At 41.5% G+C, this 22,698-nt stretch carries 18 protein-coding genes; 10 read left to right on the top strand and 8 right to left on the bottom strand.

Annotated features, from left to right (window positions below; all coding sequences use genetic code 11):
- Positions 1-173: 173 nt before the first annotated feature.
- Positions 174-2,459 carry a patatin-like phospholipase family protein gene (locus ABJH64_RS14245; RefSeq protein WP_348299347.1) on the top strand — a complete coding sequence of 762 codons (2,286 nt, stop codon included), beginning with the start codon at positions 174-176 and terminating at the stop codon, positions 2,457-2,459.
- Here ABJH64_RS14245 and ABJH64_RS14240 read toward each other — a convergent pair.
- The gene (locus tag ABJH64_RS14240; protein ID WP_348275728.1) at positions 2,453-2,932 is read right to left on the bottom strand and encodes an Mpo1-like protein; all 480 of its coding nucleotides are present in this window, start codon (positions 2,930-2,932) and stop codon (positions 2,453-2,455) included. The two genes, ABJH64_RS14245 and ABJH64_RS14240, sit on opposite strands and share 7 nt — an antisense overlap.
- A 216-nt stretch (positions 2,933-3,148) precedes the next feature.
- Between ABJH64_RS14240 and ABJH64_RS14235 the strand changes: the two genes are divergently transcribed.
- The 3 genes from ABJH64_RS14235 to ABJH64_RS14225 are packed head-to-tail and all read left to right on the top strand — an operon-like array spanning position 3,149 to position 6,386.
- Positions 3,149-4,273: an FAD-dependent oxidoreductase gene (locus ABJH64_RS14235; RefSeq protein ID WP_348275729.1), complete on the top strand. Its 1,125-nt coding sequence runs from the start codon at positions 3,149-3,151 to the stop codon at positions 4,271-4,273.
- A gap of 50 nt (positions 4,274-4,323) precedes the next feature.
- Positions 4,324-5,787 (top strand): Na+/H+ antiporter NhaC, encoded by a 1,464-nt coding sequence (gene nhaC, locus ABJH64_RS14230; protein WP_348275730.1) that lies wholly within the window; start codon positions 4,324-4,326, stop codon positions 5,785-5,787.
- Positions 5,784-6,386, top strand: coding sequence for a 3'-5' exonuclease (locus ABJH64_RS14225; RefSeq protein WP_348275731.1), 603 nt, complete (start codon positions 5,784-5,786; stop codon positions 6,384-6,386). Before nhaC ends, ABJH64_RS14225 begins: the two co-directional genes overlap by 4 nt.
- Here ABJH64_RS14225 and ABJH64_RS14220 read toward each other — a convergent pair.
- Positions 6,376-7,002, bottom strand: a complete 627-nt coding sequence (locus ABJH64_RS14220; RefSeq protein WP_348275732.1) for a YigZ family protein — start codon at positions 7,000-7,002, stop codon at positions 6,376-6,378. The two genes, ABJH64_RS14225 and ABJH64_RS14220, sit on opposite strands and share 11 nt — an antisense overlap.
- A 254-nt stretch (positions 7,003-7,256) precedes the next feature.
- Here ABJH64_RS14220 and ABJH64_RS14215 point away from each other — a divergent pair, with 254 nt between their 5' ends.
- The 3 genes from ABJH64_RS14215 to ABJH64_RS14205 are packed head-to-tail and all read left to right on the top strand — an operon-like array spanning position 7,257 to position 9,535.
- The gene (locus tag ABJH64_RS14215; protein ID WP_348275733.1) at positions 7,257-7,682 is read left to right on the top strand and encodes an FdtA/QdtA family cupin domain-containing protein; all 426 of its coding nucleotides are present in this window, start codon (positions 7,257-7,259) and stop codon (positions 7,680-7,682) included.
- Complete coding sequence (locus ABJH64_RS14210; protein ID WP_348275734.1) at positions 7,654-8,583, top strand: hypothetical protein; 930 nt, start codon at positions 7,654-7,656, stop codon at positions 8,581-8,583. Before ABJH64_RS14215 ends, ABJH64_RS14210 begins: the two co-directional genes overlap by 29 nt.
- A gap of 1 nt (position 8,584) precedes the next feature.
- Complete coding sequence (locus ABJH64_RS14205; RefSeq protein ID WP_348275735.1) at positions 8,585-9,535, top strand: glycosyltransferase; 951 nt, start codon at positions 8,585-8,587, stop codon at positions 9,533-9,535.
- Here the strand turns inward: ABJH64_RS14205 and ABJH64_RS14200 are convergent, their stop codons facing one another.
- Genes ABJH64_RS14200 through ABJH64_RS14180 form a run of 5 tightly spaced genes read right to left on the bottom strand, consistent with a single transcriptional unit; the run spans position 9,536 to position 16,613 of the window.
- Entirely contained in the window at positions 9,536-10,807 is a 1,272-nt protein-coding gene (locus ABJH64_RS14200) for a pitrilysin family protein (protein WP_348275736.1), read from the bottom strand.
- 4 nt (positions 10,808-10,811) lie between these two features.
- A complete protein-coding gene (gene porV, locus ABJH64_RS14195; RefSeq protein WP_348275737.1) occupies positions 10,812-12,023 on the bottom strand; it encodes a type IX secretion system outer membrane channel protein PorV in 1,212 nt (403 codons plus the stop codon).
- Positions 12,020-15,274, bottom strand: a complete 3,255-nt coding sequence (porU, locus tag ABJH64_RS14190) for a type IX secretion system sortase PorU (protein ID WP_348275738.1) — start codon at positions 15,272-15,274, stop codon at positions 12,020-12,022. The genes porV and porU overlap by 4 nt, the downstream gene beginning before the upstream one ends.
- Positions 15,271-15,963, bottom strand: coding sequence for a CDP-diacylglycerol--serine O-phosphatidyltransferase (pssA, locus tag ABJH64_RS14185; RefSeq protein ID WP_348275739.1), 693 nt, complete (start codon positions 15,961-15,963; stop codon positions 15,271-15,273). Before pssA ends, porU begins: the two co-directional genes overlap by 4 nt.
- Positions 15,960-16,613 carry an MBL fold metallo-hydrolase gene (locus tag ABJH64_RS14180; RefSeq protein ID WP_348275740.1) on the bottom strand — a complete coding sequence of 218 codons (654 nt, stop codon included), beginning with the start codon at positions 16,611-16,613 and terminating at the stop codon, positions 15,960-15,962. The genes pssA and ABJH64_RS14180 overlap by 4 nt, the downstream gene beginning before the upstream one ends.
- A 56-nt stretch (positions 16,614-16,669) precedes the next feature.
- Here ABJH64_RS14180 and ABJH64_RS14175 point away from each other — a divergent pair, with 56 nt between their 5' ends.
- Genes ABJH64_RS14175 through ABJH64_RS14165 form a run of 3 tightly spaced genes read left to right on the top strand, consistent with a single transcriptional unit; the run spans position 16,670 to position 21,926 of the window.
- Positions 16,670-17,716: an FAD-binding oxidoreductase gene (locus tag ABJH64_RS14175; RefSeq protein WP_348275741.1), complete on the top strand. Its 1,047-nt coding sequence runs from the start codon at positions 16,670-16,672 to the stop codon at positions 17,714-17,716.
- 21 nt (positions 17,717-17,737) lie between these two features.
- The gene (locus tag ABJH64_RS14170) at positions 17,738-21,031 is read left to right on the top strand and encodes a biopolymer transporter Tol (RefSeq protein ID WP_348275742.1); all 3,294 of its coding nucleotides are present in this window, start codon (positions 17,738-17,740) and stop codon (positions 21,029-21,031) included.
- 13 nt (positions 21,032-21,044) lie between these two features.
- On the top strand, positions 21,045-21,926 hold the full coding sequence (locus tag ABJH64_RS14165; protein WP_348275743.1) for a YicC/YloC family endoribonuclease: 882 nt from the start codon (positions 21,045-21,047) through the stop codon (positions 21,924-21,926).
- Positions 21,927-21,975: 49 nt separating this feature from the next.
- Here the strand turns inward: ABJH64_RS14165 and ABJH64_RS14160 are convergent, their stop codons facing one another.
- Positions 21,976-22,647, bottom strand: a complete 672-nt coding sequence (locus ABJH64_RS14160) for an energy transducer TonB (RefSeq protein ID WP_348275744.1) — start codon at positions 22,645-22,647, stop codon at positions 21,976-21,978.
- Positions 22,648-22,698: the final 51 nt, after the last annotated feature.

The following is a 22,698-nucleotide window of genomic DNA, read 5'->3' as shown; positions in this document are numbered from 1 at the left end:
GCAAGGCAATTTCTTCTCAAAGAAATCCTGAAAGTGTAAACTGGTGAAGTAAATGACTGATTGTCAAGCTTAATTATTTGATGAAAAAATCACTGTATAATTTGAATTCATAGAAATCACCTGTAATTGTGGGGAGTGAAAGAAAAGCAGTAAATTATCCCAAAACCTACTGCATGAGGGATAAAATCTGGTACAGCTTTCCTATACAATTACTTCTCTTACACCTCAGGAAAAACCTAAGCCTAGTGCTCATATGGGTAGTGCTCATGGGAGTGATTTTGGAATATTTCGGGGTGATGCTTGGTATCCCTTTTCTGTTTCTTGACCCTGAATATTTACATCAGGTATCGTGGGTGAGCTTTTTTTTAATGGGGGTGGGATTTGCTGTCTTGACTATGGCGTTCCACATGTCCACCTACATTATGGATGGGAGACATTTTCCTTTCCTGGCTGTTCTCAATCGGCCCTTTATCCATTACTGCGTCAATAATGGGATAATCCCACTTATTTTCTATTTGGTCTATACGGTCAGATTCATTGGTTTCCAACTTGATAATAACCTGGACAATGATTGGGATGCGCTCTACTATTTTCTAGGATTTGCTGCCGGAGGTGTGATCACATACACAGTTATCTTTGGGTATTTTGCACTGACGAATAAGGATTTCTTTGTCCTCTTTGCCGGAACTGTGGACAAGCGCCTACGCAAAGTCCGGCTGACCAGAGCTAATGTGATGAGTCAGTATAAAGAATTAAAAACAAACAAATACAAGGTACTTTACTACTTAAAAATTAACCTTCGCCCTGAAAAAATAAGACCTGATATCTCCAGATTTGAAGGCACCAAGTTGCTTCGTGTATTCGATCAAAATCATTTGAATCTCTTCATCATTCAGGTCATATTGATCCTGTTTGTCTTGTTTTTAGGCTTTTTCAAAGAGAATCCATACCTGCAGCTTCCTGCTGCTATGAGCTCTACATTACTCTTTGCTATCCTCATTATGTTAGTAGGAGCAGTGAGTTTTTGGCTTAGAAAATGGTCCACTTTTGCAGTGTTTACATTTCTTATTTTGGCGAACTATTTCAGTAATTTTAGTTTCCTTAATCGTCCTCATGAAGCCTATGGCTTGGATTATTCTGTTCCTCCAGTGACTTACAGTCTCGCTCACATGGATTCGCTATTGACTCCTGAACTTATAACCAAGGATCGGGATCATGTGATGAAAATCCTGGATAATTGGAAGGCAAAGTTTCCGGAGGAAAAAAAGCCGAAGTTAGTGATGGTGGCTGCAAGTGGAGGCGGACAGCGAGCTGCTCTCTGGACAGTAAAAGTCTTACAGGAAATCTACAAAATAGAAGACGGTGAAGTGCTAAAACATACAGAGCTGTTCACGGGAGCTTCAGGGGGCGTGTTGGGAGAAGCTTTTTTTAGAGAGGTTTACCTGAGATCACTTACAGACCCTGAGGTGGATCCTTTAGATGAAAAATACTTGCATCAAATCTCTGCAGATAATCTCAATCCTATAATTTTCACCTTGCTTGTGAATGACTTACTGATTCGGAATCAATATTATCATTACAATGGGCATAAGTACCTTAAAGATAGAGGTTATGCGTTTGAAAGTCAGCTGAATCAAAATACAGAAGGGGTGATGGACAAGCCAATTTCTGCCTATAGGGAACCTGAGTTTTCAGGCAAAATCCCCCTGCTTCCGCTAACGACTTTGATTACTAATGATGGTCGCAAACTCGTAATATCACCTCACTCCATGTCTTTTTTTGGCACAGCAATGCTAGGGAAGTTCAGATCGGATGAGAAAAAACAGACCATAGATTTCTTGAGATTTTTCGAAAATCATGACTCCGGAAATTTGAGGTTTCTCTCTGCCTTGCGCATGAGTGCTACCTTTCCTTTTATCACTCCAAACATAGAATTACCAACTCATCCGGTGATGAAAACGATGGACACGGGATTGTCTGATAATTTCGGGATTCAGGATGCACTGCGCTTTATGTACGTTTTCCAGTCATGGATTAATGAAAACACAGGTGGAGTTGTGTTGATTACGATCAGAGATTCAGAAAAAATAACTGAAATAGCTCCTAGTTTTCCGCCTAGAATATTCGAAAAAGTATTTACCCCTTTGAAAAATATCTATTCCAATTGGGATAACATTCAGACCATCCAAAACGAAGTTCTTTTCAATTACATGGCTGAATCGATGCCTTTCGATCTGGAAAGAATTGAGTTTGAATATGCACCAGAAAAGGTTCAAGCGGAAGAATTGACAGAAACTCAGGAAACCATGCAGCGGGCATCGTTGAATTGGCGGTTAACAGCGCGCGAAAAAAAGTCGATTTTGGAAAGTGTCTATACCCTAAAAAATCAAAGTTCACTACAGCGATTGGAAGAGCTTTTTACCAAAAATCAAGCAATCCTAGCAGATAGCATTCAATAGGAGAGCCCCCACTTCTTATAAATAAAATGCATCAACCAAGCCGGGCCAATCAGGAGAAACTGAATGTCTCTTAGAAAAGTAGGTTTTTTGCCTTCGATCTTGTGCCCATAGAACTGCAGAACCCATGAGATCAAAAATATCCCGAGACTAATCATCCATAATTTTCCAGGGAAGGTGAGGTCTATGAAGTTGGCTAATGCCAGGCAGAGTACGGAGAAGAAAAACATCCCAACAGCAAGTGGAGTGGATAGCATCAGGTAATAAATCAGGATTAAGACCAAAACCACCGTTGCCCAATTAGCAAAATTGCCGAGAAAAGGCAGCAACTCAGGAAGCGGGCCTACTGGAATACTGAAAATCAAGCCGACGATGCTAAAGAAAATTGCTGGAACACAGAACCAGTGAATGAGCTTATTAGTCATGTTTTGATGGCTCAGCCCATATTCGTTGAATAAAACATCTATTTTTCTCATGGTAAATTGGAATTATATCGCTTAGATTGAATTAAAATAATAAATCTAGATGAAAATTCGCAATGTTGCCGGGCTGGAAGCATGAGCCATGTTGGGTAGGTTACCCTTGAAAATTGAGCTCGTTTCGGTCTTCGGATTTTTGTCCATTGAGCAAAGGGATTTTAGGTACTGGCAAAATTGTGGATCATTATATAACTCATTTTTCAAAAATTTGAAATGTTCAGCTATTGGGAGAAAACTCACTTTTTTAAGTATGATTTAATTGTCGTTGGAGCTGGCTTTGTTGGACTATCCACCGCAATTCATTACCAAGTCGCAAACCCAGAGGCAACTGTTCTGGTGTTGGAGCGCGGGGTTTTTCCGTCAGGGGCCAGTACCAAAAATGCAGGTTTTGCCTGTTTTGGAAGTTTGACAGAGATCCTAGATGATCTCACGCACATGAGTAAGGATGAGGTGTTGGGGCTGGTGGAGCGTAGATACAATGGTCTGAAAGCAATTAGAAAGCAGTTTGGGGACAAAAGATTGGGGTATTCTCATTTCTTTGGCTACGAGTTAATTGATGACAGGCAGTTGGGCGCATTGGTTCGGCTGAGTGAGATTAATGAATTTCTATATCCGGTTTTTCAGGATGATGTTTTTTCTTTGGTTCAGAAACCTGCCGCAATGGGTTTTTCTGATCAGGTGAAAGCAGTTGTTAAGAATAAATTTGAAGGTGAGCTAGATCCTGGGAGGTATATGAATTCGCTTTGGGAATTGGCTCACCGAGCCGGCATTCGAATATTGACCGGAGTCTCCGTGAAGGAGCTTTTGCGAGAGGAAGGGAAAGTGTTAGCGGAAGGTGCTGATCAGGTTCACCTTGAGTTCAAGGCGAAAAAAATCGCACTTTGCACCAATGCATTTACTAAAAAGCTTTGGACTGCTCCAGATTTGCAACCGGGTAGAGGCTTAATACTTTTGTCTAAGCCTTTGGATTTTGATATTCCGTGGAATGGTAGCTTTCATCTAGACAGGGGCTATGTGTATTTTCGACAGCTAGCTGGACGGCTGCTACTTGGTGGAGGAAGAAATATAGATTTGGAGGGTGAGTGCTCCATGGATTTCTCGGTAAACCCAAAAATAAAATTGCATTTAGAAGGTTTGGCGAGGGAGGTGATTTTTCCCAATAGGAAAATGGAGTGGGAGATGGAATGGACTGGGATAATGGCCTTTGGCAAAATTAAATCTCCAATTATCCAGCAGGTAGATGATAAAACTGCTGTAGCTGTTCGTCTTGGCGGAATGGGGGTTGCGATAGGTTGGCAAGTAGGGAAGGAACTATCCCTTGTTTTGTCCAAGATGTAATTCATATTTTTTGATTAGATTCAGACTCTAAATTCACCAAACCCCGATTAATGCAAGGTTTAACTCGTACGCCAAAAGTGCTAGACGCACTGATTCCGCTGGTTTTTTTGATTGTCCTTTTGGTATTGAACATCCAGGTATTTGGCACTGATGGACTTTCCGGCTCCAACCAAATAGTACTTATTCTCTCCTCCATGGTAGCTGCCTTGGTGGCAATTTTTAGATTGGGATTCAATTGGGAAACTCTCCAAGATGGAGTTATAAAAAGTATCAGCGCGGCGATGTCAAGTATCCTTATTCTTTTTTTGATAGGTGCATTGGCAGGCACTTGGTTGCTTAGTGGAATAGTGCCAGCCATGATCTATTATGGGCTTCAGGTATTGAGTCCTGCCATATTTTTGGTAGCAGCATGTATCGTAAGTGCCATTGTATCAGTAGCAACTGGAAGTAGCTGGACCACCGTAGCAACTGTAGGTGTGGCGCTTTTAGGAATTGGAAAGGCTTTGGGATTTGAAGAAGGGATTATCGCTGGAGCGATTATCTCAGGAGCATATTTTGGGGACAAAATGTCGCCGCTTTCGGATACTACTAATCTCGCTCCAGCCATGGCAGGGACAGATTTGTTTACACATATTCGCTATATGGCCAAGACGACCGTTCCATCTATTTCCATTACGCTGATCATCTTCATGGTGATTGGATTAAACTATGAGACTAGCGGAAATGTCAACGATGTACAAATCATCTCTGATATTATTAGGCAGAAATTTAATGTGTCGGCATGGTTGTTTATTGTGCCTGCTCTAGTGATCGTAATGATCGTGAGGAAGGTATCTGCAATTCCAGCTTTACTCACTGGAGCCCTTTTGGGAGGACTTTTCGCCGTTATTTTTCAGCCAGAAATAGTCAGATTGATCGCAGCGGAAAATGCATCCTATGCCTATCAGAGTTTCAAAGCAGTAATGATGTCATTGTACGGAGAAATCAGCATCACTACTACCAATGACGTAGTGAATGAATTATTAATCACCAGCGGAATGGGTGGAATGATGAATACCATTTGGTTGATTATTGCAGCGATGGTGTTTGGCGGTATTATGGAGGAAAGCGGTATGTTGAGAGTTTTGGCTGAGGCGATCATCCGTAAAGTGCACAGCATAGGTTCTTTGATAGCATCTACTGTTGTTACTTGTGTTTTCTTTAATATCACAACCTCCGATCAGTACCTGGCGATTTTGGTGCCAGGCAGAATGTATGCAGACGTGTATAAGAAAAGAGGACTAGCTCCCGAAAATCTAAGTAGAACCTTAGAAGATTCAGGAACTGTCACCTCTGTTTTAGTGCCGTGGAACACCTGTGGAGCTACTCAGGCTTCGGTGTTAGGGGTAGCTACTTTGACTTATGCGCCCTATTGTTTTTTTAACGTTATAAGCCCCTTTATGACCATTCTTTATGGTTATTTCAAAATTGGGATCTCTTATTACGATGAAGTAGAAGAAGAAACGTTGGTATGATTCCATTTAAGATTACGAAAGAAGAGGTAAATTCACTTTCACTGGGACAGTTCGAGGGAGAGATGTTTTTAATCGATAAAATTGAAGATGTTGAGGAGGTGGCGGACTTTCTTGTGCAGCAGCGGTTAATTGGTTTTGATACTGAGACTAAGCCCGCATTTCAAAAAGGAGTGACGAATCAGGTTTCTTTGCTTCAGCTTTCTACCTCTACTCAGGCTTTTCTCTTCAGACTGAATAAGATTGGCTTTCCGGATTCTATTCGTAGTATTTTGGAAAAAGAAAGTATAGTCAAAGTTGGAGCAGCGGTTCATGACGACATTAAAGGACTTGCAAAACTCACGGACTCTTTTTATCCCAACTCATTTTTTGATTTGAACGATGAGTTGAAACGAGTGGGGTTTATCAATATTGGCGTGCGCAATCTCTGTGCTATGGTGCTTGGCATTCGCATTTCTAAGTCAGAGCAAGTATCGAATTGGGAGGCGGAAACATTGACTACCAAACAGCAACGCTATGCTGCTACGGACGCATGGGGATGTTTGGAGATCTTCAAAAAACTCAAATCGGAGGGTTATTTGGATGAACTCTTTAACCAATAGTTAGCTTGAGACCGTCAATTTCTTCCAGAGAAGCGACGATTAACTCTTCCAATCCTTTCCTGAATTCCAAGGTCATCTGGCAGTCCAGGGTCATCTTTTGAGAAGTAATTTCCAGTTCGTAGGTCTTGATAAGTTTCATTACATCGTTCATGACAGGGTATGGAAAATGAATAGCTACGGAAGTCTTGACCTGTTTTTCTACGATTTCATTTTCTTCGATAGCCATCACGGCTGAAGTTTTATAAGCTTGGATCAAACCACCCATTCCGAGTTTGGTGCCACCAAAATACCGGACGACTACAATCAACACATTGGTTAGGTTATTAGATCGGATTTGTCCTAAAATAGGATCTCCTGCGGAATGGTTAGGCTCCCCATCGTCATTGGCTCTGAATTGTTCCCCATCTTTACCCAGCATCCATGCGAAGCAATGATGCCTGGCGTCATAATATTTCTTGCGAAGGTCAGCCAAGTGAAGTTTGATTTCCTCCTCGTTTTTCACGGGAAAAGCAAAGTAAAAAAACTTACTTCCTTTGTCTTTGAACATTCCTTCGCTGCTTCCGGAAAGGGTAAAAAATGTATCTTCGAATGCAGACTCTTCTCCGAGATCGGACATGGATTGGAGGGTGTAGATGAGCAGCGAATTTAGAAAATTAACATTTGTGTAACAGGTAATCCACTTGATTTATCTTAATTTTAACAAGAGTAATTCAGTAATGTAATCATCCGTTAGGATATCAGAGGCCTTAGATTCTTTCCTCATCAGGATGGAAGACCGATGAACGAAGTGGCCTCACTTAGTATGATTTACATTTACTAGATTGCTTTCGCTCTTTACAGGTAGAGAAGCTGATAGTCACAAATAGTAAAATGCACCACTTTAATACCGCCCAAAAGCCCTATGCCTTTACCCTTCCAGGTAGTTCCACTGCAAGAGGAAATCTCCACTTCTGGGAAAATCTCGCACTTTTTCCAGATGGGATTCAGCGATGCTTTTGGATATCTGGAGTGCAACCGGGAGAAACACGTGCAACTCATGCTCACTGGCAAGAGTCTCAGGTGATCGTGGCCGTAGCTGGTACTATTCACTTAGCGATTCAATCTGTTCAGGGAGAGCACTTTGATTTTGAGCTTTCTTCTTCAGGACAAACCGTGTTTATACCGCCTTTGAATTGGTTAGTTGCGAGTTTTTCACCAGAGGCTGTGCTTCTTGGGATGTCAGATCGGGCATTTTCAGAAGAGGATTATATCAGAGACTTAGATTATTTTGAACAACTTCAGCAAAGAACCTCGTGATTCTCATCGCCTTCGGGTGACTTCTGCATTGGTGCAGAAGAAGGATTATTTTCTAAGTAATTTCCCTTATGATGGTTTTTCATCTGAGCTGGATTTCTTTTGGGAGAAAAATCAAAAAATCAAAGCTAGTATCACCTTTGTACTATCTGATTCGGGGTTGGCTCTGTCTCTTCCTCAAGTGCCGTTTGGAGGGTTTTGGACGGAATCGAACCTAAGTTCTGCTTCATTGGAAGCATTTATTTTGGCACTGATAACAGAAATGAAGAGTCGTGAGATTAGATCAATTTCCCTGACTCAACCCCCTAAGCCTTACAATTCTCAGACTGATCTAGTGAATTACTTGTTGTTTAAAAATGGCTTTAAACAGACTAAAGTCCTCAGTCACCAATTTTTCATTGGAAAAAAGAAAATCAAGAAGTTGGTACAAAGGGAGTCCGTTAAATTTCAAAAGGGCATCAAGGATTCCGGGTTGAAAATTAGTTCTTCCTCCATTTCTAATTTTGGATTTCTGGAAGCGATCCGAACCTGGAATGTGCAGCGAGGCTATGATGTAGCTATCGACGAAAATAGGATTGTGCAGCAAGTGTCAGCTTATCCTGAGCGGTACTTTTTGATCACGGTCAGCCAACATGACGTGGCGATTGGATATTCGCTTGCCGTCCAACTTACCAGTGATTCGCTGTATTATTTTCTTTCAGCGATGAATCCCAAAACTACCACCAAGAACGGCGGGCAACTTATGGTAAACGAATTGTTTCGCCTAGCCTTGGATCTACGGGTGAACTTTATTGATTTGGGTTCATCGGACCTTGAGGCAGGTGCAAATCATAGCTTGTTATTTTTTAAGTCGCGCTTCGCAAATGACTTTTCCAACAAAGTCACTTGGATAAAGGAATTGTGAAATGATAAATACTGATCAAGTAAGTGTTATTTGCATAGCTTACAACCACGAGAAATGGATTGAAAAGGCGTTGGAAAGTGTCGCTCAGCAGGATCATTCCTATAAGGAATTAATCATCGTCGATAATGGAAGTGCTGATCACACGCTGGTCAACATTCGGAATTGGGTGGCGAGATATTCTGGAAAACTTCCGATTGCGGTGATTGCCAAACCTATCTCTGTGCCCTATTGCGCCCTTTTCAACGAAGTCCTCAAGCAGGCTACGGGTGAATTCATCGTGGATCTTTCTGGGGATGATTTTCTGTATCCGCAGCATCTTTCTCTTTCTGTAGCCAGATTGCGGCAGGTGCCCGTAGCAGCATTTGTTTTCTCAAATGCTACTTTATCTGAAGAAAATGGCGATCAGGAAATGTACTATCAGGACAACGATATTTCCACTTTCAAGGACCAGGTTTTAGGAAGAGAATTTTATGAGGTTTTGATTAGAAAAAGTTTTATTTCTTCTCCTACAGTAGTGTTTAGAAGTCAGATGCTCAGACAGGAAGGTGGCTATGATGCGTCCCTTTCTTATGAGGATTTTGATATTCAGATTCGGCTTACGAGTAAGTACCCCGTTGTCTTTTCTGATCATATCGGTATTTATAAGCGAAAGCATGCGAATTCGCTTTCTGCTCAGCAGTACCGTCGCTATAGATCTGTGATGCTTCCCAGCACACTCAGAATTTGTGAGAAAATTAGGGATATAAACACCTCCTTAACTGAGAAAAGTGCGCTTAAAACGCGCGTGATTTTTGAATTGAAGCATGCGCTATGGTCTGCAAACTTTGACGTGGCACAGGGTTTTGTAGCTCTGGCGAAAGAGTTGGAAGTGGAGGGGGTAGAGTTTCGCCTGTATAGACTTTGGCTTTGGCTTAAGCTGGATATTTCTTGGCTTTATGTCCAGTTGACCTGACTAGCCGACTACTACCTCGATGAATGGAGGTTTGGAGAAATATTTTTGCCCGATATCCAATATGTCTTCCGCATTGAATTTCTTCAGATAGCTTAACTTTTGGGTGAAATAATCGAAGTTCATTCCCGAATGGTGCACTGCTTTGAACCGATCAATTAGATCGAAGGAAGTACTGAATTGCTTGAGCATTTGACCAATGAGGTAATTTCTGACTACCTCGAGTTCGTCGGCATCTAGTGCTACTTCTGTCAACAGTTTGATTTCATGGTAGATTTCTTGGATTACCTCAGGATAAAATGCCTTTTTGACATCTGCGGCAATTACCCAATAGTTGGCATCTCCGATTTCGGCCAGAGATGAGTAAATCCCATAGGTGTGTCCTTTGTCCTCTCGGATGTTTTTGATGAGCCTGGAACCAAAGTATCCTCCCAATATTGTATTGAAAACAGTCAATCCTATGAAGTCAGGATGGTTTTTTGGGATGGACCAGCTACCGATGCGAATGCTGCTTTGAACTGAATTTGCTCTTGGTTCTGTCACTGCCAGCAGGGTATTTACTGCTGGGAGAAGGGTAGGCTCAGCAATGGGGCGATTAGGCAATTTTTCAAAATCAAGAATTAGCCCATCCAGTTCATCCGGAGTGAAATTTCCGGTGATGAAAATCTCCAGATCCTGCCAAAGCATAGTTTCATAATAAGAAACCAAGAGCTCTCGTTGGATTTGATCTACATGAATTTCTTCGGCTTCTATTCCATAAGGGTGATTAGCTCCAAATAGGCATTTTGAGAAAATTTTGCTAGCTCTGGAAGAAGTTCTTTCTCGTTCTAACTGCAGGGTGAGTCTTCGTTGAGACTTCCTTTTTTCCAGCATTTCCTCCGGAAAAGTCGCAGTGGTAAATAAAGAAAGAAACTCTTCTAAAACGTTGTGAAGGTGTTTTTTGGTAGAAAGAAGCCCGAGACCTTCGTGCGCAAAAGTTAAAATAGGATGAACTTCAGAAGCATAAAAGTCAAAGAATTCGGCTATTTCTCCGGCACTTTTCTGGGTTGTTCCTTCCTGTAGCATTTGCAGTGTGAAGGACGGAACTAAGGTATGGTCAAGAGGCAGAGTGGCTCGATGACCTTTGCAAGTCACATCGATTTTGACGGCATCTAATCCAGGAGTGGGGATGAAAAAGAACTTTGCTCCATTGGAAAGTTTATATTCGGATGGAGGCAATAGTTCAAAATCCTCAGGAACCTTAAATTCCGGAGCTTTTGACCTGTCTAGTAACATTTTTTTAATTGGTGATATTGTACATCAAAGTGAACCTCAGCGTTTCAGCAAGTGGATTGTTTTGCTTTTGAGGTACTAAGTAGGAGAAGTCAAACCCAAGTCGTTTCAGGTCAAATCCAACACCCATCGTGAAGTATTGTCTTCCCCCCTTATTTGGGTTCTCATAAAAATAGCCAGTGCGTAAAGCGAATTTTTCAGCGTAATTATATTCCACACCAAAAGAAATCATGATTTCTTGCATTTCCTCAGAGAATCCTCCAGGAGCATCTGCGAAGGAGCCAAACATGCCGGAGAGCAAAGGGCGATTAGGATCTTTTCCTTGCGCTATCACCAAGTTGTCATTTTCATCTGTCTCTAATGTACCATCTTCATTAGTCGCATAGATAGGCGGTGTAGGAACCAAGAGTTTATTGAGATCCAAAGCGAAAGTTAATTTGTTCACTGGGTCTAATTCAATCGAATAGGCCGTTCCAACTTTCAGGTTGGTTGGGATATAATCCAGATCATCTGCGGAATTGTAGGTGATTTTCGGGCCAATATTCGAGATGTTTATACCCCATGAGAAATTGGCATCTTTTGCGCCAGCATAAATCGGCTTAGAGTAGTAAAGTCCTACGTCCGTGCCTACACTTATTCCTGCTTTGGCTTCTGATCCGCCTACAGATGAAATATTTCCCGAAAGATTCGAATAGATAAATCGGGCTGATATACCTAGTCCTAAATAGTTAGAAAGTTTTCTGGAATAAGTACCGCCAATTGCAATATCACGTGGGTTGAATTCTCCAAGATCTTGACCGTTTCCATCGGTCAACTGTATGTCGCCCATGTTGAAATAGCGAAGGTCAAATCCAAAGGCGGAGACTTCATCTATCCTGAAAAAACCTGTTAGATAACTTAGTGACATATCGTTCACGAGCTTGCCAAGCCAAGGCGAATAGGAGAGTGAAAATCCCATGTCATCTTCTATGAATGCTAGACCGCCAGCATTCCAATGTGCTGCGCTTCCATCAGGAGAAAGTGCCACTCCCACATCACCCATACCCGAGTGCCTAGAATCTGGTGCGAAATTCAAAAATGGAACTGCGGTGGTGATTACTCTTCGATCAGGATCTTGACCGGATATAATAACGCTGTTCTGCGCATAGGCAGATAAAGTAGCCAGGGTAAAAACTGCAAGAAGTAAGTTCCTCCTATTAAATATGGCTATTTTTTTCATTGAATCACGATTAGTCCGCTCACTGAATCTGTTGAATTATCAAGTTCTGACTGAAGCGTTATTTTGTAAATATAAGTTCCTTTTGCTGGATATTTGGTTTGACTTTGTAAAAAAAGCCAAGACAAATCCTCTAAGTGGGCGTCAGCTTTCACTAAACGCTTGCTTTCTGAAAATAGTATCTTGCCGTCCGTTTGGTAAACAGCAAGTACGAGATTTATGTTTTCTCCAGGCCGATTATGCTCTAGTTCGAAATGACTCTCAACTTGAGTTGGGTTTGGGTAGGTTTTATAGGATAGGATTTGAAATTTATCGCTTCCTTCTACAATAATTTCCTGCTCGAGCTTACTAGAATTTCCTAAGTTATCCCAAGCTCGGATAGTTACCAAATTCCTGCCTTCATTTAATCCTGTAAGTCTAAAATTCACTTTTCCGGAGGTGAACGTACCATTTTCTGCTTCAAAATAATTGTTCAATCGCAGTGGTGGATCTTGATTTATTTGGACGGTGAGATTTTCGGCTGGCAAAAGCCCTGAAATATTTATCCCGCTTGAGTCATTAAAAGCGGCTTCCATCAAAATAGAACTGGTGGGGAAGATATAGGGAGCTGACCCTTTTCCTCCAAACAATGCTGTGATTACTGGGCCATCAAGATCTTCTGGGGAATTTTCGGATACGCCACCTATCAATGGTTTTGCCAGTCCGTAAGCTTCCCAATTCCGTTCCTTATGTTCTCCCAGTATCCGGACACTGCCTTCGTCAACTTCTAGATTAATATTCTTTGGCACTATCATCTTTCCTCGGATAATGCCTGAAGTGATGGATCCTGTTCCTTTGAAAAGTAAGCTGCTCTCTTCTTGAAATTTCACCGCAGCACTTTCATCACCCAGGGTTTGACTTGTCGCGGGTTTGTCATATAGTTCTATTCGATAGGTCCCAGTAAAACTGCTTGCCACTCCACCTGTAGCTGAATTCTGTACCTCCGCTTCGAAACTGACTTCCTGAAGTGCGGTAAGTGTGTCTATAGAGTTTTGGTTTTCAGGATCTGTAAATGAGGTGAACACAATGTTAAATTCTGTAGTGGCTAACTTCATGCTGGGATCTGCCAACAGACTGAAATTACGATTGAGCGATCCGTTTAGACTTTGGTTTTTGGTGTTTTTAAAAATATTCCCCAAGTCTTGGCTCAAGCCATTTTCCATTCTAAAAACTTCTGAGATGAAGGCTTCATTGAGTGAGAAATTCACACTGCTGAACACTGGTCTGCCGGTTGTCAATAGTCCAATCGCTCCCTTATCCGGAATGATGAGTAGTTCTTCAGCGGCAGATCGAATAAAAGGGCTATCGTGACGCCCAAACTCGCAGGTGGCCGTCATCCACAGCGCCAATTGCTCTTGCTTAGCCCAGTTGGGGATGTCAGAAGTCAGGAAAACTTCCTCAGCAGTAAGCGTGGTAGCATTACCATGACCTATGTAGTTCAGCAGTAAAGTGCCACGTTGGAGAATTTCTTCCAAGGCAGATTTTGCTTGTGGAGAAGATTGTATATCTCCAGTTTTCTCTTGCTCAAATCTGTCTAAGTAAAACTTCTGCTGCTTGTATTGGGGATGATTTCTAGCCAAAAAACCTGAATGCGCTTCTGAATCTCGCAGGTGGATATTGTTGTCCCCATCATCGGCGAATAAAGTCACTGTTTTTTTCCAGTCACCAGGTTTAGGGTCGTTTTCATAGTCTATGATTTTGTCAATGACTATCCTGGCTTCTTGGGTATTAATCACCGGTAATCTTCCCACCCCTATTTGCATCAGTTCGTCTCCAGCCCGGCTTTCCTCCCAATACCCCTGACCAAATTCCAGCAGGGAAAAATAATCATCCGAGCTGAATGTTGTAAGTGGATTCAGGCTATTTCTACTCGTATAAATAGGGACCAGGTTAGGTCGCCCTCCGAGTTTTCCTTGGTAGTCAAAAGTCCCTTTTCCAAGGATTAAGACGTTTTTGAGTTTTGCTCCCTGATGAAAATGCCAAGCGATGTAATTTCGGATGGCGCTAAGATCTCGATTGCCGTACCCAAATCCCTCGTAGATATCTTCGAGATAGGCTACTTCGGTGTAGATTCCTATCCCGATTTTATGCAGGCTTAATTTTTCAGCTGATTTGCTAAAGCTCTTAGGTGCGATGATCAGTAGGTCAGGCCAACTGGACTGGGACCTGAGGCTCAGGTTTGCGGCCTGCAATTGGGTGATTTCTTCAGTATCATTTTCGTTGAAAACCACCAGTTTTTGGACTGAAAAAGTTGCTTCAGGGGAGAAATTGATGGCTTTAGGGCCATAAAAATCACTCACTTCCCAGATTGATAATCCGGCTTTTTGCCCCAAAGAAATTGATGATCTTTCATCCAAGGTATAAATTCCTTTATCTAGTTCATCACTCGCATGGGGCACGCCTATTCCTAGGTATTCAAAATAACCTGCGTCATTTTGGTTTGATGCTTGGAAAGAGATTCTCAAGCGGTCAATTTTATTTCCAGCTGGAATAAAACGCTCATTCAGCTCTTTTTCTTCTCCCTTGACGCTATAGGTGCTGGCGGGAATTCCCTCAAAAAGAGTTTCAGTGACAATCAAATCATCAGCAGACCAGGAAATTTTGGAAGAGGAACTCGCTCTCGCCATTATTTTGCCAGCGATCTTCCATTCAGCTGTGGTCGAAGTAGTCAATGGAAACGCATAACCCCGAGTGATCCCTGGTGCAACCGCTCTAGAGTACCAGGCTCTGCCAGAATTCAGGATATTGTTTTCAGCTTCCTTCAGCCAATTCCATTGATATAGGATCGCTGGTTTTTCTTCGCCAGGTTCTCCATTTAGGGTTTGGATTCTTTTGGGATTTTGAGAAAAACCGATCAAAAAGCTAATGGAATCAGAGAATTGATTGGGATAAAAGTGGATTTTATCATCCGTGTATTCATAGCTATCAGGTGAAGCTAGGTAGAAGTAGAGATTCCCGTCTTTTTCCAAGCTAGGGATTTCCTGCAATTCTAGATTCTCGCGTTGCAACAACTGGGGTAGCATCCCGGGATAGCCGAAAACGGCAATCTGACTCAAGGAAGCAGCACCCAGTTTTTGGGCTTGACTGGCACTTAATTTATAGACTCCTTCCTCGGAGATTTTAAACTTGAAAAATGAGTTTTGACCTGAAGCAACTTCCATCAGCAAAAAGCTGAAAAGTAAAAAGAATATACGCTTTTGGTAGCTAGGTCTCATTCAGGACTAATGATGTTTTCTGCCACGGAGAGACCGAGGTAGGCTAGGATGAGGATAGGGATTCCTGCCAGACCAAAAGATAACAGGAGTAAAAGCCCGATAGATATCAGTGCATAGCGGAATTTATTAGCTGCAAAACTGTAGGATTTGAATTTCAGTGCGATCAGAGGAAGCTCTACGAGTAATAAAATGGCAAATAGCCAAGCGATACCAATCAGGAAAAATGGTGAGGTGAGCCAAGTTCCTACAGAAGGCCATTGGATTGCAAAGTAAGGAAGTGTGCTAATAAACAGCGCATTTGCTGGGGTTGGGAGCCCTATAAACTTGTCGCTTTGCCGCGTATCTAAGTTGAACTTGGCTAAGCGCATCGCTGATAGAAGAGGGACGATCAAAGTCAAATAAGGTAGCCATTCTATTTCTGTGCTCACTTTGGTCATTTGAAATAGGATCATCCCCGGAAGTACACCAAAAGACACCAAATCTGCCAAGGAGTCAAGTTGCTTTCCAAGCTCTCCCTGCACATGGAGTAACCTTGCTGCAAATCCATCAAAAAAATCAAATACGGCAGCAAATAAGATAAAGTAAGCCCCAGAAACGATGTTACCATTGATCACCCAAATAATTCCTATTACCCCAGAAAGAAGGTTTAAGAGCGTGAGGGAATTTGGTATATGTGATTTGATTTTCAAGGTCTTGCGTTTTGGCCCACAAATGGGTTATGAATTTTTTCGAAGGCTATGGTCGTCTCAGGCCCATGGCCGGGATAAATAATTGTTTGGTCTGGAAGCGTGAAAAGCTCTGACTTTATTTTGCTCAGAAGTAGTTCGTGGTCTCCACCTGGAAGATCCGTCCGACCTATACTTCCTCTGAAAAGCGTATCTCCGGCTATGCACTGATAGGTAGCTTCATGATAAAATACCACATGACCTGGCGCATGTCCGGGGACAAAGATGATTTTCAGAACTTCCTCACCCACCGTAATTTCCGCACCTTCTTCCAGAAATTCATCTGCTTCACTGTTTTCATAACCAGCAAAACCATAATTGGAAGCATAAGTTTCTACTGCCTTCAAGACTTGAGCTTCGTTCTCATGAATAAGTAGCTGAACGCCAAAGGTCCGCTTTGCCCAAGCATTACCCAAAACATGGTCTATGTGGCAGTGTGTATTGAGCAATTGAGTAATACGAATGTTCTTCTCAGTCAAAAAGTCCAGTAATTCTTTTCGCTCTGCGAGATCAAAGCAGCCAGGATCGATTAACGTTCCGTGGCCTTTTTCATCATAAAGCAAATAGGTATTTTCTTGAAAAGGGTTGAATGTAAAAGACTTAATATGAAGCATGTGAAATGTATGTCTGTAATCGAACAAAATAAGGAATTAAACCTTTATTTTGGGCTATGGAAATTGATTTTTTGCTCATAGGACAGGGACTAGCCGGTACTGCGCTGGCCTATAGACTGAAGCAAGCTGGCAAGAAAATAAAGATAATCGATCAGCCTGGAGCGAATAATTCCAGCAGGGTGGCTGCGGGACTTTTCAATCCGGTGACAGGTCGTAAAATGGTGAAAACGTGGAAAGCTGATTCACTTTTTCCAGTAATCAAGCCATTCTACAAAGAACTGGAAAAGCTGACGGATAGAAAATTTCTTACAGAAAAAGCTATCTATAGACCCTTTTTGACTATCGAAGAACAGAATGAATGGATGGGGAACAGTGCTGATCCTGGTTTTGAAGCGTATTTGGAGCAAATTTTTTCGGACAGCCAATCTGAGCATTTAAAAGATCCGTATGGTGGAGTGATGCTTCGTAATTCCGGTTGGCTTCATATCAATAATCTGCTAGATGCGATGGCTTCGTATTTCAAGGAAGAGTTGCTACTAGAGCGTTTTGATGAAGATTCACTGAAGAGGGAAAATGAATTCTGGAACTATAAAGAGATAAAAACAAAGTCAGTAGTTTATTGTAACGGCTTGGGGGCAATGAATTCCAGGTTTTTCAATTATCTTCCCTTTGCACCGGTCAAGGGGGAAATAGTAGAAGTGAAGCAGGATTTCACGCCAGATTATGTGGTGAATCGAGGAGTGTTTAGGGTTCATCTGGGGGAAGGTGTTCACCGAGTGGGCTCTACCTACACCAAGCATGATTTGGATGTAGGGGCTACGGAAGCCGCGAAAAAGGAAATTTTGGATAAATTGACAGAACTGGTAAAGTTGCCGGTACAGGAAACGGTCAGTCATAGAACAGGAATAAGACCTGCTACGCGAGATAGAAAACCGTTTTTGGGAAAACATCCTGCCGAGCTTGGCGTTTATCTATTCAATGGTTTTGGGGCTAAAGGTGTTTCACTGATTCCCTATTTTTCTGAACAAATGGCAGAATATCTTTTAAATGATAAGGCCATCGATTCAGAAGTGGACATAGCTCGGTATTTTAATTATATTTAAAAACATCTTTCAGCAAATCGAATGCGATATCACCTCTTCCGAATTTTAGTTTTTGCTGGGTTATGGTTGAATTCCTTTTTTGCCGTCGCCCAATTTGACCAAGAGCGATTTGGTAAAAATAGAATACAGCATAAGCAGTTTGAATGGTATTACTATTCCTCTAATAATTTTGAGGTGTACTACTATGATCGCGGCGGAGCTAACGCTAAAATGGCGATTGACTATCTAGAAAGTGAGTTTAATCGCATAACGCAGATGATAGGCTATGTTGCCTATACCAAGCCTAAAATTTACATTTATAATTCCCCTGAGGAGCTTTTGCAAAGCAATGTAAACCTTAATAAGGAAGAATATAACGAGCAAGGACAGACTAATTTCAATAGGTTATTGGCAGAAATCGCCTACAAAGGCGAGGTGGATCAGTTCAAAGAAGATATCATCTATGGCACGGTGAAAGTAATCATAGAAGAGATGCTTTACGGATCTTCTGTGTCAGATGCCTTCCAATCCAACCTTACCAACAGCTTTCCAGAATGGTATGTAGATGGTATAGCTTTGTATTTAGCCAAGGGCTGGAGTCGAGAAATGGACGATTACATTCGCCATTATTTCGAAGAAGATGAAACGCCTAAAATCCTAAAGCTTAAGGAAAAAGAAGCCGCTCTAGTTGGTCAATCGGTGTGGAATTACATAGCCGAGCGATATGGCAGAAGGTATGTGTCCAGTGTACTGAATCTTTCTAGAATCAACAGAAACGAAGAAAATAGCATCGCCAATACGGTGGGGCTGAGCTTCAAGACTTTCACGGAAGATTGGAAAAAATATTATTTAGATATTAATAAGCAGGTTTCTTCTACATTCAGAGAGCCAAACAGAGAGGCTGCTGTAGCAGAGACTTCTCCCAAATTTATTGGCGCGATCAACGACATCAAATTCAGTCCGGACGGGTTGAATTTGGCCTATGTGATCAATAACGGAGGAAAATACAAAGTTCAGGTGAGGGAATTGAGTTCTGGCCGGGAGCAAACGATTTTCGCCGGAGGAACCTCGCTTCAAGATCAAGAAGCTAACTTCACCTCACCCATTATTGCATGGAGGGATTCAGCCAATATTGCTATTGCATCATTTAAAAGAGGTTTTACTACTCTTAGACTCCGATCTTTGGATGGTTCCAATCAGGATAAGATTTTCTTGAGAAATATCACTCAGATTCTAAGTCTTGATTTTAATAGCACAGGTAAGAATATGGTTCTCTCTGCGATTTCCAATGGGAAATCAGACATATATACACTCAATGCAAGAGGTGCCGGGAGGCGATTGACCAACGATTCATTTGATGAATTGACGCCTGTTTTCTTAAATGATTCCACGATTATCTATTCTTCGAACGCTACCAGTTTGCCTGATTCGGTCATGGGGAAGAATTTGGAATTGACGTCATTGCCTGACTATTATAATCTATATATGGTGGAAGTGACAGATACGGTAGTCACGAGGCAGTTGACCAATTCAAATAGCAAAAATATCAGGCCAAAAAAGGTAAATAACAACACGATCGTTTACCTCTCTGATCTCAGCGGCATCAATAACCTGATGCGAATGAATATAGGCAATCAGGTTTCTAATCAGATTTCTGCCTACAATAAAAGTATAGAGGCTTTTGATGTGAATAGTCGAATGAATAAAATAGCTTATTCAGTTCGGGATGGGAGAGAGAGCTTTTTGATTGTAGAGGGATTTTCTAATTCGGATCAATTTACTCCGAGCACGCCTAGGGTACAACTTCAGCAAGCTAAGAGCTTGAATGAGCGTATGGCAGCAAGAAGATTATTGGAAGAGAAGGCAGCTAAAGAAGTCATATCACAGACGACTATTGCATCAGTTCCTCAGGAAACGCCACTGGTGAATCTCGATACTATTGCAAAAAACACCACTTCATCCATCGATCTTAAAAGGTTAAGTTTTGAGTCAAAAAATGGAATCAATACAGATAACTATACCTTCGATACCATACCAGCCAATCTTAATGCACCAGCAGTAGTATCATCTGCTGAATCCAAGTCCAATTTACTGGAGACTTTTAGAAAGCAGAGTCTTCAAAAAAGAGTGACAGGACCGAGGGAGATGGAACCGCAGTTTTTTATTAATACCATCAATACACGATTTGTAGTGGATCCATTGAGAGGCTTTGGTCTAGGGTTCACTGGCAAAATGACGGATTTGCTCGATAATCATTCTTTCCATGGAGGGGTGATGACTACACTTGACTTTAGATCGGGGGGAGATATTTTCTTTGAATATGAGTATTTAAAGAGTAGAGTAGATTTCAAAGGAAGGTTTGATCGCAAAACTGTCCGTGTGGACGAGAGTGATATTACCTTCCAGAAATATGTGTTGACAAAAATTGAAGCAGGATTTTCTTACCCGTTTAATGCTCATTCAAAAATTTCTGTTTCGCCCTTTTTAGCAAAAACCCAATATTTCAATCTAAACCCAGACTCACTTATTTTTGGACAGGTTGAGGATCAAAATGAATTTACAGTAAACTATGTTGGTGGAAATGCTGAATTTGTTTACGATCGTACGCAGCCATTTGGGCTCTATTCGCAGACAGGTTTTAAAGCGAAAATCGGCTATACGCAATACCAATCCTTTAACCATAAAGAGCGCTCTTTCAGTAATTTTTATCTTGACTTAAGAGAATATTTCCCGATCCACAAGAATATAGTTTTGGCTGCAAGATTATATGCCGGATCTTTTATGGGCAATAATCCACAGACCTACATGCTTGGTGGAATGGATAATTGGTTGTTCAATGAGTTTTATAGACCACCATCCAATAGACCTGAGGCATCTCCTATTCGTAACCCAACTGGCGTCGAAAATTCAAATATTCTTTTTGCTGATTTCGTGGATTTGAGAGGGTATGATTACGATGAGATAAGAGGAAGAAATATGGTTACATTCACCACAGAGCTAAGAATTCCTATTTTCTCCTATTTGACGAGAGGAAATATCACATCTAATTTTATCCGGAATTTTCAGCTAATTGGTTTTTATGACATAGGTTCTGCTTGGAACGATTCTGCTCCGTGGGAGCGAATCAATGATCAGAATACTGAAGTGATTAATACAGAGGGATCTCCTTTTGTGATCACGCTGAATAATTTCAATAACCCTTGGCTTCAAAGTTATGGCGCTGGCCTACGAACTGTTTTGCTTAATTACTATGTCAAATTTGATGTGGCCAGACCAATTCGAAATTATGAAGCAGAAGACTTAAAGTTCTATGTAACTTTGGGCTTCAATTTCTAACAATACCTTTATTATGATCAAATCAATGACCGGTTTCGGAAATGCCGGATTTGAAGATGAGCGAATGGTTATCCAAGTGGAAGTCCGCACGCTCAATTCAAAATTTTTGGATCTTTCCATACGAAGTCCCAGACAGTTTAACGACAAGGAGCTGGAGATTAGAAATTTGGTTCAATCTATTTTAGATCGCGGTAAAGTGAGTGTTTCGATAGAGTTCCAGTCCAAAGGATCTGCTGAAATGCCCGTGAGCATCAATGAGGATCTTTTCAATTTATTTTATCAAAAATATAAAAGTCTTGCTTTCTCTGTCCAAGGGGATGCTCAGGACTTGTTCAAGCTCGCATTGCAGTCTCCAGGCGTGATCACACAAGTAACAGGGGAGCAGCGTGATGACCAGGCTGATTGGGATGAAATTAAGAAAGTCTTGACCCTAGCCTTGACCAAATGTGATTCCTTCAGGCAAGATGAGGGAAATTCGCTGGAGGAAAAGCTTCAGGGAAATATCAAGACCATTGCAAATGGCCTTAGTAAAATTGAAGCAGAGGAGGGAAATCGAAAGGAAAGAATTAAGCAAAAGATCAGGAATCACTTCAATGACTGGCTAGATGAAAATTCATTTGATGCAAATCGTTTTGAGCAGGAGTTGATTTACTATTTTGAGAAACTCGACATTACGGAGGAGATTGTAAGGTTAGAAACTCACTTGAAGTATTTTGCCAAGTGTTTGAACGAGGAGACTAGCCAAGGCAAAAAACTTGGATTTATATCTCAAGAAATAGGAAGAGAAATTAATACGATTGGCTCCAAAGCAAATGATGCTGAAATGCAAAAACATGTCATTCTGATGAAGGATGAGCTGGAGAAAATAAAGGAACAAGCATTGAATGTGTTATAGAAAAAGGGGCTTTTGAAGTCCCTTTATTTTTTATAGCAGAATTTATCGGTTAGTTCAGTCGGAATCGAATCGGCATAGTCATTCTAGATCTCACAGGTCGTCCCCCGATTGTTCCCGGGTTCCAGTTGGGAGAATTCTCTATGACTTCTTTAGCGATTTCATCACAGCCTCCGCCTATAGTTCTGACTAGCTCTAAGTCTTGGATCGATCCGTCAGTATTGACCACAAAGCGTACGATCACCATTCCCTCAATTCCCATTCTTTTTGCCTGAGATGGGTAGTTGAGATTTTTATTGAGGTAGGCATACCAAGCGTCCATTCCTCCTTTAAACATGGCCTGCACATCCACAAAGTCATTGATTTTGTCTATTTTTTCTACTATCGGGGCTTCCGGTATATACACTTCAGGGATGATCGTATTCTCAGTGGTATTGAGATCTAGGGTGATGTCAGTCAGTTTCTCGATGGTGATGTCATCAGGCTTGATTATCACTTCGATGGCAGCGGGCGGTGGTGGCGGAGGGGGAGATTGTATGGTCACAGGAATATCCAGCTCATCCCAATCATCTTCCATTCCATCAAACGTTTTGATCAGTACTTGATCATAAGCTTTCCATTCGAAAGCCACCAAAACTGTAGTGAGACTTAGGACAAGCCCCAAATTAAACAAAGTGCCCGACCATCTTCTCAGGTCAGACGTTGGATGTTTTTTGTGTTCCATGAGTGTATTGGTTAAGGTTAGAAAAACTTCTCTAAAAATTTACACTACATA

This window comes from Algoriphagus sp., assembly GCF_039969895.1.
Classification (GTDB): domain Bacteria; phylum Bacteroidota; class Bacteroidia; order Cytophagales; family Cyclobacteriaceae; genus Algoriphagus.
This window is presented reverse-complemented; position numbering and strand designations above follow the sequence as displayed.

Coding starts and splice junctions, on each gene's coding strand:
- porV (WP_348275737.1), bottom strand. CDS start 12,023: ATGAAAAAAATAGCCATATTTAATAGGAGGAACTTACTTCTTGCAGTT.
- ABJH64_RS14225 (WP_348275731.1), top strand. CDS start 5,784: ATGATTCCATTTAAGATTACGAAAGAAGAGGTAAATTCACTTTCACTG.
- ABJH64_RS14200 (WP_348275736.1), bottom strand. CDS start 10,807: ATGTTACTAGACAGGTCAAAAGCTCCGGAATTTAAGGTTCCTGAGGAT.
- ABJH64_RS14160 (WP_348275744.1), bottom strand. CDS start 22,647: ATGGAACACAAAAAACATCCAACGTCTGACCTGAGAAGATGGTCGGGC.
- ABJH64_RS14240 (WP_348275728.1), bottom strand. CDS start 2,932: ATGAGAAAAATAGATGTTTTATTCAACGAATATGGGCTGAGCCATCAA.
- ABJH64_RS14235 (WP_348275729.1), top strand. CDS start 3,149: ATGTTCAGCTATTGGGAGAAAACTCACTTTTTTAAGTATGATTTAATT.
- porU (WP_348275738.1), bottom strand. CDS start 15,274: ATGAGACCTAGCTACCAAAAGCGTATATTCTTTTTACTTTTCAGCTTT.
- ABJH64_RS14165 (WP_348275743.1), top strand. CDS start 21,045: ATGATCAAATCAATGACCGGTTTCGGAAATGCCGGATTTGAAGATGAG.
- ABJH64_RS14170 (WP_348275742.1), top strand. CDS start 17,738: ATGCGATATCACCTCTTCCGAATTTTAGTTTTTGCTGGGTTATGGTTG.
- nhaC (WP_348275730.1), top strand. CDS start 4,324: ATGCAAGGTTTAACTCGTACGCCAAAAGTGCTAGACGCACTGATTCCG.
- ABJH64_RS14205 (WP_348275735.1), top strand. CDS start 8,585: ATGATAAATACTGATCAAGTAAGTGTTATTTGCATAGCTTACAACCAC.
- ABJH64_RS14220 (WP_348275732.1), bottom strand. CDS start 7,002: ATGTCCGATCTCGGAGAAGAGTCTGCATTCGAAGATACATTTTTTACC.
- ABJH64_RS14175 (WP_348275741.1), top strand. CDS start 16,670: ATGGAAATTGATTTTTTGCTCATAGGACAGGGACTAGCCGGTACTGCG.
- ABJH64_RS14180 (WP_348275740.1), bottom strand. CDS start 16,613: ATGCTTCATATTAAGTCTTTTACATTCAACCCTTTTCAAGAAAATACC.
- ABJH64_RS14245 (WP_348299347.1), top strand. CDS start 174: ATGAGGGATAAAATCTGGTACAGCTTTCCTATACAATTACTTCTCTTA.
- ABJH64_RS14215 (WP_348275733.1), top strand. CDS start 7,257: ATGCACCACTTTAATACCGCCCAAAAGCCCTATGCCTTTACCCTTCCA.